Source organism: Providencia lanzhouensis (genome assembly GCF_050469745.1).
Lineage (GTDB): Bacteria > Pseudomonadota > Gammaproteobacteria > Enterobacterales > Enterobacteriaceae > Providencia > Providencia lanzhouensis.
Window position 1 is genome coordinate 2,575,238 of the sequence record NZ_CP174123.1, and the last position, 13,753, is coordinate 2,588,990.

The 13,753-nt window shown below is 41.0% G+C and carries 13 protein-coding genes; 5 read left to right on the plus strand and 8 right to left on the minus strand.

The annotated features are described in order from the left end of the window. Positions 1 to 330: 330 nt before the first annotated feature. On the minus strand, positions 331 to 714 hold the full coding sequence (locus ACIH2S_RS12190) for a hypothetical protein (RefSeq protein WP_108478585.1): 384 nt from the start codon (positions 712 to 714) through the stop codon (positions 331 to 333). A gap of 174 nt (positions 715 to 888) precedes the next feature. On the opposite strand from ACIH2S_RS12190, the gene yfbR reads away from it, so the two are divergent. Next, on the plus strand, positions 889 to 1,470 hold the full coding sequence (gene yfbR, locus ACIH2S_RS12195; RefSeq protein ID WP_108478584.1) for a 5'-deoxynucleotidase: 582 nt from the start codon (positions 889 to 891) through the stop codon (positions 1,468 to 1,470). A 95-nt stretch (positions 1,471 to 1,565) separates the two neighbouring features. On the opposite strand, the gene ACIH2S_RS12200 is transcribed toward yfbR, so the two are convergent. The 5 genes from ACIH2S_RS12200 to yfbV all read right to left on the minus strand — a co-directional run bounded on the left by ACIH2S_RS12200 (position 1,566) and on the right by yfbV (position 5,914). Continuing rightward, complete coding sequence (locus tag ACIH2S_RS12200; protein ID WP_051422684.1) at positions 1,566 to 1,985, minus strand: hypothetical protein; 420 nt, start codon at positions 1,983 to 1,985, stop codon at positions 1,566 to 1,568. Between the two features lie 156 nt (positions 1,986 to 2,141). Further along, positions 2,142 to 3,971 carry an SLC13 family permease gene (locus ACIH2S_RS12205; protein ID WP_036952721.1) on the minus strand — a complete coding sequence of 610 codons (1,830 nt, stop codon included), beginning with the start codon at positions 3,969 to 3,971 and terminating at the stop codon, positions 2,142 to 2,144. An 87-nt stretch (positions 3,972 to 4,058) separates the two neighbouring features. Beyond that, on the minus strand, positions 4,059 to 4,733 hold the full coding sequence (locus ACIH2S_RS12210; protein WP_036952718.1) for a sugar phosphatase: 675 nt from the start codon (positions 4,731 to 4,733) through the stop codon (positions 4,059 to 4,061). 69 nt (positions 4,734 to 4,802) lie between these two features. Then, positions 4,803 to 5,297, minus strand: a complete 495-nt coding sequence (locus tag ACIH2S_RS12215) for a YfbU family protein (RefSeq protein WP_036952716.1) — start codon at positions 5,295 to 5,297, stop codon at positions 4,803 to 4,805. A 161-nt stretch (positions 5,298 to 5,458) separates the two neighbouring features. After that, positions 5,459 to 5,914 carry a terminus macrodomain insulation protein YfbV gene (gene yfbV, locus ACIH2S_RS12220; protein WP_036952713.1) on the minus strand — a complete coding sequence of 152 codons (456 nt, stop codon included), beginning with the start codon at positions 5,912 to 5,914 and terminating at the stop codon, positions 5,459 to 5,461. Between the two features lie 636 nt (positions 5,915 to 6,550). Here yfbV and ackA point away from each other — a divergent pair. From ackA to ACIH2S_RS12235, 3 genes are all read left to right on the plus strand, one after another. Next, positions 6,551 to 7,753: an acetate kinase gene (gene ackA, locus ACIH2S_RS12225; RefSeq protein WP_036952711.1), complete on the plus strand. Its 1,203-nt coding sequence runs from the start codon at positions 6,551 to 6,553 to the stop codon at positions 7,751 to 7,753. An 81-nt stretch (positions 7,754 to 7,834) separates the two neighbouring features. Continuing rightward, positions 7,835 to 9,964 (plus strand): phosphate acetyltransferase, encoded by a 2,130-nt coding sequence (pta, locus tag ACIH2S_RS12230; protein ID WP_154600249.1) that lies wholly within the window; start codon positions 7,835 to 7,837, stop codon positions 9,962 to 9,964. Between the two features lie 138 nt (positions 9,965 to 10,102). Continuing rightward, positions 10,103 to 11,230 (plus strand): hypothetical protein, encoded by a 1,128-nt coding sequence (locus tag ACIH2S_RS12235; protein ID WP_108478583.1) that lies wholly within the window; start codon positions 10,103 to 10,105, stop codon positions 11,228 to 11,230. A 46-nt stretch (positions 11,231 to 11,276) separates the two neighbouring features. Here the strand turns inward: ACIH2S_RS12235 and yfcD are convergent, their stop codons facing one another. Continuing rightward, positions 11,277 to 11,819, minus strand: a complete 543-nt coding sequence (yfcD, locus tag ACIH2S_RS12240; protein ID WP_036952704.1) for an NUDIX hydrolase YfcD — start codon at positions 11,817 to 11,819, stop codon at positions 11,277 to 11,279. A gap of 270 nt (positions 11,820 to 12,089) precedes the next feature. On the opposite strand from yfcD, the gene ACIH2S_RS12245 reads away from it, so the two are divergent. After that, positions 12,090 to 12,995 carry a TIGR01777 family oxidoreductase gene (locus ACIH2S_RS12245; RefSeq protein WP_036952702.1) on the plus strand — a complete coding sequence of 302 codons (906 nt, stop codon included), beginning with the start codon at positions 12,090 to 12,092 and terminating at the stop codon, positions 12,993 to 12,995. 18 nt (positions 12,996 to 13,013) lie between these two features. Here the strand turns inward: ACIH2S_RS12245 and ACIH2S_RS12250 are convergent, their stop codons facing one another. Further along, positions 13,014 to 13,586: a UbiX family flavin prenyltransferase gene (locus ACIH2S_RS12250; RefSeq protein ID WP_036952700.1), complete on the minus strand. Its 573-nt coding sequence runs from the start codon at positions 13,584 to 13,586 to the stop codon at positions 13,014 to 13,016. Positions 13,587 to 13,753: the final 167 nt, after the last annotated feature.

Consider the following 13,753-nt stretch of genomic DNA (forward strand, 5'->3'; position numbering starts at 1 on the left):
AATCATTCTTCCTTTATATCAATTAATCGTTCAATAAATTAATTTCAATCCATTTAAGAGCATCCTTATGAGATTGACTGAATTCCTATTTATATATAACAATAAATCCATCCTTAGATTAACCATGTACTACAGCTATTAGAATGTATAAACACCACAGATATTGTTTTAGCATAACCATTTATGGATTAAATCTCTAAAAACTCAAAACCATTCAAATTAATATACTCTGCATGACACTATTTATTTCTTTTTTCACCCTACTTTACATTAAGCTTATGGTTAGCAAAATTATGTTTAACGACTGTTAAATCTTTACACTAGAAACTTTCAAAGGTAATACATAGACATTTTTGTCGAAAAAGTTCCTGATACTGGGTATGTAACATTTAATTGCTTGTTTTTACCATCAACGGATAATTTAACTCGCCCTATTTTTTTATCTTCCTCACTAATTGAGCAAAAAAATCCGTCAGGCGTAGTATAAGAACCCGACAACGTTACAATATGAACACGCCAGTAATCACTTGTTTGTCCAACATCATGTTGAATAATATATTCAAATGCATTTTCAATCAGTTCATTATTTTGTATACCCCCAAGTGAAATTGAAGCCAATCTAATTGAAGTGTGCTGTAAATTAGCCATCAATATCTCTTCTCCCCAATGGTTTTCAAATGAGGCAATACCACCACTTAGTTTTTCTATGTTCATACATCCTCCTTTTTAGATAGAGTCTCATCATAGCGGTATTTAAGTAACCTTAAACCACTTGTATTTATTAGTTTTTTATAAGAAAAGCCCTCTTAAGCCTGACAAAATAAACTTACCAGCCTCATAAATTTTGAGATATAATTTAGACCATCACCGGATCACTGAAGAGGGATTATGAGTTATTTTTTTGCCCACCTTGCTAGAATGAAACTTATTCATCGCTGGCCACTCATGCGCAATGTGCGTACCGAGAATGTCTCCGAGCATAGCTTACAAGTTGCCATGGTAGCACATGCTCTTGCGGTCATTAAAAACCGCAAATTCGAGGGAAATGTCAACCCTGAAAAAATTGCGCTATTTGCCATGTATCATGATGCCAGTGAAGTCATCACTGGTGACTTACCAACGCCAATTAAATATCACAATCAGCAAATCGCCCACGAATATAAAAAAATCGAGAAATTTGCCCAGCAAAAATTGTTGGATATGCTGCCAGAAGAGTTGCAAGACGATTTTAAATGCTTACTGGTAGAAGATCTGCAATCCGAGGAAGAACATTTTATTGTAAAACAGGCAGATACCTTATGTGCCTATTTAAAATGTTTAGAAGAGCTATCCGCAGGTAATAGCGAATTCAAGTTAGCCAAAAAACGTCTTGAAAAAATGTTAGCGGAGCGCAATAGCCCTGAAATGGAATATTTTATAAAAACGTTTGTACCTAGCTTTACTCTGTCTTTAGATGAAATAAGCAATTAATATATAAGTAGTGGTATGCGATGCCCACTTATATAGTATATTTATTGTTCTACCAATCTAAAAACTTCAAGTCTAAACTCGTCTAACAAAAGAGCTTAATCAACCTTTTCTAATTTTACATTACAACCTATCATTACAGAGAATGCAATATAAAATGTTTTTGCATCCCCATTAATACCCAATATTACAAACTCAGAATCATCAATTGAAATAGTACAACGTAAAGGTTCTTTCGTTTCATAAACCTCTCCACTCTTCGTGACTAATTTTAATGACCAAAAATCATATGAATCTATTTTATTTCGCTCAAATAATATAGTGAACACCTTTTTCAGTTCAGCCTTATTCGGAATGTCATATATTTCTTTTGAAGTTAACAGTTTTTTAGTTATATCAAAATAACCAGAGACAAAGTGAGTTAACACAACATGTGATAAATCCTCCCCCCAATAATTTTCAAAATCGCAATAACCGTAAACAAACTTCTCATTACCCCACGATTCATTTTTACTCATATCATCCGCCTATAATTAATAGATATTGAATTGAGGAGAATATCAACAAAAGATTTATCATTAAAACATATTAAATATTATAAATTTATTATTTTTAATATAAAAAGAGCCCTAATATATAATAGAGCTCTTTATTGATACTATTTTTGTATTTACTTAAAAAGGAAATAAGATAGGAATAACTGCCACACTGATAAACATTACAATTATCGTAAATGGCACGCCGATCTTCAGAAAATCTGCAAATTTATAACCACCGGGACCCAATACCAATGTATTCACAGGGGAAGAAACAGGGGTCATAAACGCAGCGGATGCCGCAATACCAATCACCATCGCAAAAGGTAATGGAGAGACATCCATTTGATGCGCGGCGGCAATCGCAATAGGCGCCATGAGTACCGCAGTAGCCGTATTGGAAATAAATAAGCCTATCGTCGCGCATAAAATAAACAGGCAGACTAGCATCACATGAGGACCTAATCCGCCAGCTACCTTCATTAGTGCATCTACCGCAAGGGCTATCCCCCCGGTTTCTTGTAAAGCGATAGCGAATGGCATCATGCCAACAATCAAAATAATACTCGGCCAATGAATCGATTTGTACGCGCTTTCCATATCAATACAGCGAAATTTTCCCATTAATAAACAGGCAATCAACGCTGCAATAAAGTTAGGGATTTCATTGGTAACCATCATCGCCACCATGAGCGCAAGGCAAAATAACGCATGAGGGGCTTGTGAGGAGGCAGGGGCAACAGCTTCGACTTCGGCGGCTAAGTTCAATACGATAAAATTACGCGGTTTTGTTGATAGAACACGGATCAATTTCCAATCACCGATGACCAGTAAAATATCCCCCAAGCGCAAAGGTTCATCCACCAGTTTTCCATCAAGCGCTTTTCCATCGCGACGGATCCCGACGACGTTTAAACCATATCGGGTACGAAATTTAATCTCTCGTAAACTTTTACCTAGCAATTCCGAGTCCGGGTTCATGGAAACTTCCGCCATCCCCACATCCCTCGATTGCTCGGAAAAATAATCCCCACGCAAAATCATCGGCTCAAGAAGCTGTTCACTACAAAATTGGCGCAGTTCATCGTCAGTCACTGAAATATCAATTAGCAAAACATCACGCTCACGTAGCTCCGTTCCCCCCGTTGCACTCACCATCACACGGCGAAACTTACGCCAGCGCTCAATCCCCACAACGTTTGCACCATAACGGGAACGCAAATGAAGCTCATCAAGCGTATGTCCAATCAGTGAAGAACCTTTACGAATCGCTAATCGGCGGGCACGCCCAGCCAGTTTATAATCGCGGATCAAATCACGAAAACTACGTTGATATTTAACAGGTTGTTTATCCGGTTCATTGCTACCCAACCAGCGACGAGTCAGCCACATATAGCCAATACCCGCGACTAAAATAAGAAGTCCTATTGGGGTGATTGAGAAAAATTGAAAGCTGGGTAATCCTTCGCGAACTAATTCACTGTTGACCACCATGTTGGGAGGAGTTGCGACTAATGTCATCATGCCGCTGATTAAGCCAGCAAAGCCCAGCGGCATCATTAATCGACTTGGTGAGGTTTTCATCCGTGCTGCGACACTGAGCACCACCGGAATAAAGATAGCGACCACGCCAGTGGAGCTCATAAATGCACCGAGCCCCGCCACCGTCATCATTAAAAAGACGAGCATTTTACTTTCGCTGCTGCCTGCAACTCGGACGAGCCACTCCCCCATTTGGTAGGCAATTCCGGTACGAACCAGACCATCACCGATGACAAACAGAGCGGCAATCAACAAAACGTTAGGATCCGCAAAACCCGCCGTTGCCTGTTGTAAGGTCAGTGTATCGCTTAATACAAACGCCACAATGACTAATAAGGCAACCACATCCATGCGGACTTTATTGGTAGTAAATAGAACAACCGCGATCAATAGTAGGGTTAGCACCCACAGCAATTCTCCGTTCAAAGTATCCCCTTTCGACGAAAAAAAACAGGCTAAAGATTTTAGTTAGTTAACCATGTTTTTCAGAGGATTTCTTTGATTAGATCGCAATTAGACGTTTTTCGACACGAAAAGCTCAAAATAGCCGTTATCGTCAGGACCTGTCACGGAAATTTGTTCTAATGTACTAATAATCGCAGAGATTTCATCTCTTCTCGGCATGCCTTCTGGAGCGTGAACTGCAATAACTTGGCAGCCCGCACTTAATGCTGAATGGATCCCCGCTGGCGCATCTTCAAAAGCAATGCACTCTTCAGGAGGCAGTTCGAGGCTTTTCGCCCCTAATTGGAAAGGTTCTGGGTCTGGTTTACCTTTCGAGACTTTTTCAAACGTGACCCAATGTTTAGGTTCAGGTAAACCCGCTGCTGCTCGGCGTCCGTGAGCAATGGGTACTGTACCTGATGTCACAATCGCCCAAGGGGCGCCTAATTTATTCAATAAAGATAACAGCGCTATTGCACCTGGCAGTGCAACAACCCCCTCCATATCTTCACTTTCCATCTTCTCTAACCAACGAAAATGGCTTTGCAGCTCTTCTTCGCTCGCATTAGGTAGGAAATGGCGCAATGTGGTCATTGCAGGTTTTCCATGAATGTAGTCGATAATCGCTTGCTTATCTTCACCAATTCTATCGCCGAATAAACACCAACAGCGCTCAACAACAGCGAGTGAGTCCGCCAACGTGCCATCGAGATCGAATAAAAAACCTTTTGCTTTTAACTTCACATCAAACCCTTTTTCAGAAAATCGTGCTACCTAATGCAAGACGTAAATGTGTCTACCTAAAAAGATAGGTTAAGCATTGAGAATTTGAGAAACCTCAACCGCTGAAAGGTGATATTGGCGAGGGCAAGCTTGCCAAATTTTCAGCATTCTTAAATATTTATCCCACATTGGTGTTTGTGAGTTAAAGCCATGAGTTCCGCTATCGAAATGGGTATATCGCCCTTCTGTATTAACCATAAAGCGCACGTAACTCAGATAACGCGCTTCCGTTGCGGCATCAAAGCCCAAAAACTGCACACGACGACCATCCACACCATGTTTGTCTTCCATGTTGCCGTAAGAAACTTGCAGCGCATGGTACATTTCCATCACTTCAATAACTGTACGACACGTTTGCTCGCTGAGTTCACCAAAATCCCTATCCAGCTCGCGCATTTGTAAACCAAATCCACGCTCAATGATAGTTTGCAGACGGCGGTAACGCTCCGCGTTATCTGGGTCTAACATGGTCATCATTTTATATTGATTGGATAAAATTAAGCGTTCAGCATTGGTCATTTCCATCACAGCTCTCCGTAGATAATTTTCTGCAATCTTCGCATTCAATGTTGATAATGCACAGATTAAATATCACTTTTATTGATCTAAACAGTTATTTTGCGTTAATTACTGTTAAATAAAGGTTTGTTATCAAATTGAATGCTAAATAAGGTTCAATGAACCGTTTAGATATCTTCCATAAAGGTATGATCTAACTGATTGAACGCTTTTTTCAAAAGTTCGGCTAGCGCCATATAGTCAGGCTGCTGCTCAACGGGTGCCATCGCGATTCCCGCTTCGGTAAATTTATCGCGAATTTCATAGAACCAGCTTAATAACCCTGCCGGTAATGGTGTGACGGCACGCTTACCTAACCACCATAATCCTTGCATTGGCAAGCTGCAGGCAAATAGCGCCGTTGCGACAGCTGGACCTAACTGCCCGCCTAACGCAATTTGCCAAGCCAGCGTAAATATCGCAATGGGCGGCATAAAGCGGATCCCAAACCGAATCGCTTTATTGATACGTAGTTCAGGAAACAGTGGCGTTAGCTTTTTTTCCATAGGGAAAACCTTCAGATAGTGATTACCTAATCTGAAGCGTTTGAAAAAACCCGGAGGGGTACTCTGCATTGTGCTCATCAATTAATTTCCTACTACTATTGATTTTCTACTGCCATTCATTTTCTGTCGCTATTCATTTCTGGATGTCATCACAAAAACAATATCAATCTATGGCTAGCTTACGTCAAATTGAGCGTGAACGCACACTCAGTTTTTAAGTTAATTTTCACAAATTTAGCTTTAATTAAGCTAACTTAAATGAAACCCGCTATTCTCTTGAATGCGTAACTCACCGCTATAACTACACTTTATATGGCATTTATGATTTTAATCAACCAAACGCCCTATTTTTAAAAAAAACGTATAAAATATAAAATAGTTTTAGTAGAATCGACCGTAATTAGAATTACTGCCGAACTATGTTACTTAATAGTTCTCTTTAATAAGTAAACAACAGTGATATATTGGGGTTCTGCGCGTTATTTCAACACGATACTGTGACTTATTTCTCACAGTTATTTAACAGCATCACGTAACGTTTGCGCGAGAAAACCCTGTAAAATCATCGACCCATGTACTTTTTTGCACATATCATGATATCAATCATGAATTGGTCGGATATAAATGCGCTAGGCTCTAGCGAATTACATTTTTCAACTAAGTCTGTGTGTCCTCATAACGGGCTTCACAACATCAACTAAGATAGGTATTTCCATGTCAAGTAAGCTGGTACTGGTTTTAAACTGCGGTAGCTCCTCACTGAAATTTGCAATCATCGATCCGACTAATGGAGATGAATTTCTATCAGGTTTAGCTGAATGTTTTAATTTGCCTGAAGCCCGCATTAAATGGAAAATGGACGGTGAAAAACATGAGGCACCTTTAGGTGCAGGCGCTGCGCATAGCGAAGCACTGAACTTCATCGTAAATACGATTCTTGCTGCGAAGCCTGAATTGTCAGCACAAATTTCCTCTATTGGTCACCGTATTGTTCATGGTGGCGAGAAATTTACTTCTTCTGTTGTTATTGACGACGAAGTTATCGCGGGTATTAAAGCAGCAATCCCATTCGCGCCTTTACATAACCCAGCTCACCTTATTGGTATTGAAGAGGCGAGAAAATCATTCCCTCATCTGATCACCAAAAACGTAGCGGTATTCGATACAGCATTCCATCAGACCATGCCTGAAGAAGCTTACCTGTATGCACTGCCATACGAATTATATTCCGAGCACAGCATCCGTCGTTATGGTGCGCACGGTACTAGCCATTTCTACGTTTCTCGTGAAGCCGCGAAAAAACTGAACAAGCCAGTTGATGAACTGAACGTTATCACTTGCCATTTAGGTAATGGTGGTTCAGTATCTGCTATCGTTAACGGTAAATGTGTTGATACATCAATGGGTTTAACTCCATTAGAAGGCTTAGTCATGGGAACTCGTAGCGGCGATATCGACCCTGCGATTATTTTCCACTTGCATGATTCATTAGGCATGAGCGTTGACCAAATCAACAAAATGCTGACCAAAGAGTCTGGCTTACTGGGCTTAACTGGCGTGACTAGCGACTGCCGTTATGTTGAAGATAACTACGGCACCAAAGCGGATGCAACCCGTGCAATGGATGTGTTCTGCCACCGTTTAGCAAAATATGTTGGTGCGTACAGCGCGCTGATGGAAGGTCGTCTTGATGCAATTATCTTCACTGGCGGTATCGGTGAAAACTCTGCGCAAGTGCGTGAAATCACGCTGAAGAAACTGGCAATTCTTGGTTTCGAATATGACCACGAGCGTAACTTAGCTGCACGTTTCGGTAAAGAAGGTGTTATCACCACCGACAACAGCCGCCCGGCACTGGTTATTCCAACCAATGAAGAGTTGGTGATTGCCCAAGATGCTGCACGCTTAACAGCATAAAGACTTTCTTGCCGCCAGCCTTATGCTGGCGGTACTGCTTTAGAGTAACCAAAAAACGAGGTTCCTGTGTCCCGTACAATTATGCTAATTCCTACTGGCACCAGCGTTGGTTTAACCAGCGTTAGTCTCGGTGTCGTCCGCTCAATGGAACAAAAAGGTGTCCAGCTGAGCGTGTTTAAACCTATCGCACAACCACGCGTTTCCGGTAATAAAGACCAAACTACCGAAGTTTTACGTTCTCACTCCAGCATCACAACCATTGTTGAGCCTTTAACAATGGAATATGTTGAGTCTCTACTGACTTCATCGAAGAAAGATATTCTGATGGAAGAGATCGTGGCGCGCTACCACGACCACACTAAAGATGCAGAAGTGATCCTGATCGAAGGTTTAGTCCCAACTCGCAAACACTCTTTTGCTCAATCACTGAACTATGAAATTGCTAAAACCCTAGGTGCTGAAATTGTATTTGTTACTGCACCGGGCAATAGCTCAATCCAGCAAATGCAAGAGCGTTTAGAGCTGGTTCGTAACGAATTTGGTGGCCAACGTAATGAAAGCATCATCGGGGTTATCGTTAACAAAGTTAACGCACCCGTTGATGAACAAGGTCGTACTCGCCCTGACCTGTCTGAAATCTTTGATGATTCAACCAAAGCGACTGTGGCAAATATCGATGCCAAAGCGCTGGAGTGTTTAAATCTGCCCGTTTTAGCGTCAATTCCTTGGAACTTTGACCTGATTGCCACCCGTGCAATCGACATGGCAAAACACTTAAATGCAAAAGTCGTTAACGAAGGTGAAATCAATACTCGCCGCGTTAAATCCGTCACTTTCTGCGCACGTAGCATTCCACACATGCTAGAACATTTCCGCCCAGGTTCATTATTAGTGACCTCTGCGGATCGCCCTGACGTACTGGTATCTGCCTCTTTAGCAGCAATGAACGGCGTAGAAATCGGCGCTATCTTATTAACAGGCGGTTATGATATCGATGCACCTATTCGCAAACTTTGTGAACAAGCATTCGAAACTGGCTTACCTGTGTTTATGGTGAACAGCAACACATGGCAAACTTCACTGAATCTGCAAAGCTTCAGCCTTGAAGTACCTGCTGATGACCATGAGCGTATCGAGAAAATTCAAAACTATGTGGCTCGCCACATTAGCAGTAACTGGATTGAATCTCTGGTTGCTGATTCTGAGCGTCCTAACCGTCTGTCTCCTCCGGCGTTCCGTTACCAGTTAACTGAACTGGCTCGTAAAGCAGGCAAACGTATCGTCCTGCCAGAAGGTGATGAACCACGTACCGTTAAAGCAGCATCGATTTGTGCTGAACGTGGTATCGCGACCTGCGTATTGTTAGGTAATCCTGATGATATCCGCCGTGTTGCAGCATCTCAGGGTATCGAATTAGGCGCTGGCATCGAAATCGTTGACCCAATTAAAGTTCGCGAAGAATATGTTGCACGCTTAGTCGAACTGCGTAAGAGCAAGGGCATGACCGAAGTGGTTGCTCGGGAACAATTGGAAGATAACGTTGTTCTGGGCACATTGATGCTGGAAAAAGGCGAAGTGGATGGTCTGGTCTCTGGTGCGGTTCATACCACCGCAAACACCATCCGCCCACCACTACAGTTAATCAAAACTGCGCCAGGTAGCTCATTAGTTTCTTCTGTATTCTTTATGCTGCTGCCAGAGCAAGTGTTTGTTTATGGTGACTGTGCGATTAACCCAGATCCAACGGCAGAGCAACTGTCTGAAATCGCAATTCAATCTGCGGATTCAGCAAAAGCCTTTGGTATCGAGCCTCGCGTTGCGATGATCTCTTACTCAACGGGTAATTCCGGTGCGGGTAGCGATGTTGAGAAAGTGCGTGAAGCAACACGTTTAGCGCAAGAAAAACGCCCTGACCTGATGATCGACGGTCCGTTACAGTACGATGCTGCAGTAATGGCAGATGTGGCTAAATCTAAAGCGCCAAACTCACCGGTTGCAGGTAAAGCAACTGTGTTTATCTTCCCAGACTTGAACACCGGTAATACTACCTATAAAGCAGTACAACGTTCTGCTGACTTAGTCTCTATCGGTCCAATGCTGCAAGGTATGCGTAAACCCGTTAACGACTTATCCCGTGGTGCACTGGTAGACGATATTGTTTACACCGTTGCACTGACTGCTATTCAAGCGGTACAAAACGAAAACGCATAATCTTAGTTATTAAGTATTGAGTTAAAAGGTCAATCCAGAAATGGGTTGACCTTTATTTTTTCATCGCTATCTGAAAATAACATCCTCCCATTTCCATATCATTAACCTCTATATTTTCACAAAATATTGAGGTTAATTATGATTCTTTCCCATAGAGTTCATATTAAGTTTGAACAGATAAAATTAACAGATCATTTTAAAAACACCGCTGAGAATGAGTTTTCCCGCAATATAATTGGCATTAAAAATATCCAAGAAGCCGAAAAAGGTGTCTGTTATGGATTAACACATGCTTTCTTATTTTATGCCCATGCAAATGATGAAAAAAAATATATAAAAAATCTGGCACACGCATTAAAAAAAACACATAACGCCAAAGAAAACACTCGTCACTATCGTACTTTTTTAAATGATGCTTTCTGTCAAATTATTTATAAACAAGCATCGGTTGACTATGCCCTTCACATTGACAACGCCATAAAAAAGTTTGATTTTTCAAATGATAGTCATGAATTAAAACAAAAAAAAATGCTTAACTCCATCAGTGAAATCTTTTTAAAAAATAGCGCATTGTTACTCGATAATATAAAAGAAGATGATGCTATCAACTTAAAAAAAGCATTACATCAGCTATATTCTTATGCATATTCTACATCCGCAAACGCCAGGGAAGACATATTAAAAGGGAAAAGCCACTTTGAATGTCATTTAATAAAGTTAACCGCTCGAGAAATTAAGAGAAAATGTTCTAATTTTGCAAAAACTGACTTATCACTCAAAGGTATGAAACCTTTTTTTGAACTGGTTAAAAATCACCAGAAAAAAATCATTAAGTACCAAATAATACAAAAAAATAGCCAATATAATATAAAGTATGACACCTATACGATTATTGATAATGATATAAAATTAAATCCGCAAAATTATATAACCTTCGAGCAATTCAAACAGCGTATTAATAATCGGCTACAGCAACAGAAGGATACCATTTGTGATTTTATTACTAAAAATCATGCCATGGGGATCACAATTAAACATATCAACGATAAAGTTATATTCAAGTTCTTTGAACCTAATAAAGGGCTTTATATAACAAAAAATAAGAAAAAGTTTTTTAATCTCATTGAGAAAACAATGTCTCAGCAAGCATGCTTAGTTAATGCTCAACACGAGAAAATCATCGAGGTTAATACTTCCTACGCCGATAAACTTCATCAATATCCGCTATCCAATAAAATCAAAGAACCTAAATTTTATAAATCATAAAAATACAAAAGGACTACCAAGGTAGTCCTAATTTCAATACTCGCATTTACTCTGGGTTTGAACAACTAATCGCCTTATCCGCTTCATTATTACGTGTTAACCATAATGACAGCGCTTTGAGTGAATCTGGCGTGAACTCATCGCAACGAGCGGTAATTTCCTTAGGTGTCAACCAACTTACTTCCGCGACTTCACTTTCTTGCAAAGCAAAAGGACCGTGGCTCACACAACTAAATAATCCACCCCACACACGGCAAATTTCATTTTCATAGTAAAAAGTGCCATGCTCTGCAAACGGAACGCCAGCAATCCCCAATTCTTCTTCAGCTTCGCGCTTAGCTGATTCAAGGATCTGTTCATCTTGCATCACGACACCGCCCGCCGTTGCGTCCAAAAGCCCTGGGTAGAAATCTTTAATGTCTGTTCTTCGTTGCACCAGAATTTTACCCATACCATCGTGCACCACGATATAGGTCGCACGGTGGCGTAAGTTTTCTGCACGCATTTGGCTACGAGTTGCTTGCGCTATTACATTATTATCTTCGTCAACGATATCTACCCATTCGACGAATTCGGTCTGTTGTTCCATCCTGAAAACCTTATTTAGCTTGCCCACCAAAATACTTTGATACAAGGTATTCTTTTCGTATATATGTTGCAAGGGATCCTAACCAAATTTGACCTTGCTTTCCATCACAAAAATCAATGCATCTCTTTAAGATACAGTACAAAATTCTTTTTTGTGAAGCGTTAACTGAAACCCAACAATTCCCATTTGCAAATGCTATAGTTATCTTTACAGGGTGGTAAAAATTGGATTATTTAGAGTGTGATAGCGCTTTAAATAGGGGGATAAAAAATGAGAATTCTAATAACAGGCGGAACAGGGTTAATTGGTACCCAACTAGTTCAAACGTTAGTGATGCATTCACATCAGGTCACTGTGTTAAGCCGTTCACCACAAAAAGTATACAGTTTATTTTGTAAAGCCGTTGAATGCTGGACAACCCTTCAAGATAAAACCTCTCTTGATGGCTTTGATGTGGTCATCAACCTTGCCGGTGAACCTATCGCAGAAAAACGTTGGACGGCAGCACAAAAACAGATCCTTTGTGATAGTCGCTGGAAAATCACGCAACAATTGACGAATTTAATCAAAGCCAGTCAAAACCCACCGAGCGTATTCCTGTCAGGTTCTGCTGTTGGTTACTATGGCGACCAAGGTCAATCGGTCGTGACGGAAGAAGATCAACCTCATGATGAATTTACCCATCAACTAGCTGCTCACTGGGAAGCTATCGCCCAAGAAGCGCAATCGGATAAAACCCGAGTTTGTTTACTACGTACTGGATTAGTTTTATCCCCTAACGGCGGTTTGCTCGCTAAAATTCTGCCTATTTTTAAAATGGGTGCTGGTGGACCGATTGGTCACGGAAAACAATTTATGCCGTGGATCCATATTAACGATATGGTGAAGGCGATTTTATTCCTAATGGAGACGCCAACCCTCTCCGGCCCATTTAATATGACCTCGCCTTACCCTGTCCATAATGATCAATTTGCCGCCATGATGGGGGATGTTACCAACCGCCCTTCCTTTATCCGCACCCCAGCATTTGCAGTCAGGGGTGTACTTGGGGAATCCGCGACATTATTACTTGGTGGACAACAAGCCATACCTAAACGTTTAGAAGAGGCTGGCTTTGAATTTGAATTTATTGAGCTGAGAATTGCACTTGAAGATTTGTTAGCACCAAAATCATGATTATTTTAAAAACAGGCACTATTTAGCGCCCTGCCAACGGGTAAATAAATCTTGTTCAAGCTCGATATCAAATTGGTCAAGAACGCGGTTAACAGTCTGGTTAACAATATCTTGAATAGATTGAGGCTGGTGATAAAACGCAGGCATTGGGGGCATAATCACCGCTCCCATTTCTGCGGCTTGTACCATCAATTTCAAATGGCCAATATGCAGCGGTGTTTCACGCACGCCCAGCACCAACTTTTTCCCTTCTTTCAAAACGACATCTGCGGCACGGGTAACTAACGTGTCTGTATAGCTGTGAACGATGCCAGAAAGAGTTTTCATGGTACACGGCATGATGACCATGCCCGCAGTACGAAAAGAGCCTGAGGAGATAGCAGCGGCGATATCGCGGCTATCATAAACATGGTCCGCAAGCTGTTGTACATCTTTAACACTGAATTCTGTTTCCAGTGCTAATGTCTGACGCGCAGCTGCACTCATCACTAGGTGGGTTTCCACATCCTTCACAGGTTTGAGCACTTCCAGCAATCTAATGCCATAGATTGCTCCACTTGCGCCTGTTAACCCAATGATCAATTTTTTCATGTTCAGCCCCAATTCACGTAATTTCTTGCATTATATATTAAATATCGTGAAGTAGTGAGTGAGAGGCGAAGTGTGGAGGTCAGGATAGTGAAAATACAGAGCAAAACTTTACTCACTGAATAAGCAGTCATCAATAAAGGAAACTTGAACGGAGGGTAATTCAGACT

What these genes read in the sequence shown, in the direction of transcription:
- ACIH2S_RS12190 (WP_108478585.1), bottom strand. Translation starts at nt 714, where the DNA reads ATGAACATAGAAAAACTAAGTGGTGGTATTGCCTCATTTGAAAACCAT.
- yfbR (WP_108478584.1), top strand. Translation starts at nt 889, where the DNA reads ATGAGTTATTTTTTTGCCCACCTTGCTAGAATGAAACTTATTCATCGC.
- ACIH2S_RS12200 (WP_051422684.1), bottom strand. Translation starts at nt 1,985, where the DNA reads ATGAGTAAAAATGAATCGTGGGGTAATGAGAAGTTTGTTTACGGTTAT.
- ACIH2S_RS12215 (WP_036952716.1), bottom strand. Translation starts at nt 5,297, where the DNA reads ATGGAAATGACCAATGCTGAACGCTTAATTTTATCCAATCAATATAAA.
- yfbV (WP_036952713.1), bottom strand. Translation starts at nt 5,914, where the DNA reads ATGAGCACAATGCAGAGTACCCCTCCGGGTTTTTTCAAACGCTTCAGA.
- ackA (WP_036952711.1), top strand. Translation starts at nt 6,551, where the DNA reads ATGTCAAGTAAGCTGGTACTGGTTTTAAACTGCGGTAGCTCCTCACTG.
- pta (WP_154600249.1), top strand. Translation starts at nt 7,835, where the DNA reads ATGCTAATTCCTACTGGCACCAGCGTTGGTTTAACCAGCGTTAGTCTC.
- ACIH2S_RS12235 (WP_108478583.1), top strand. Translation starts at nt 10,103, where the DNA reads ATGATTCTTTCCCATAGAGTTCATATTAAGTTTGAACAGATAAAATTA.
- yfcD (WP_036952704.1), bottom strand. Translation starts at nt 11,819, where the DNA reads ATGGAACAACAGACCGAATTCGTCGAATGGGTAGATATCGTTGACGAA.
- ACIH2S_RS12245 (WP_036952702.1), top strand. Translation starts at nt 12,090, where the DNA reads ATGAGAATTCTAATAACAGGCGGAACAGGGTTAATTGGTACCCAACTA.
- ACIH2S_RS12250 (WP_036952700.1), bottom strand. Translation starts at nt 13,586, where the DNA reads ATGAAAAAATTGATCATTGGGTTAACAGGCGCAAGTGGAGCAATCTAT.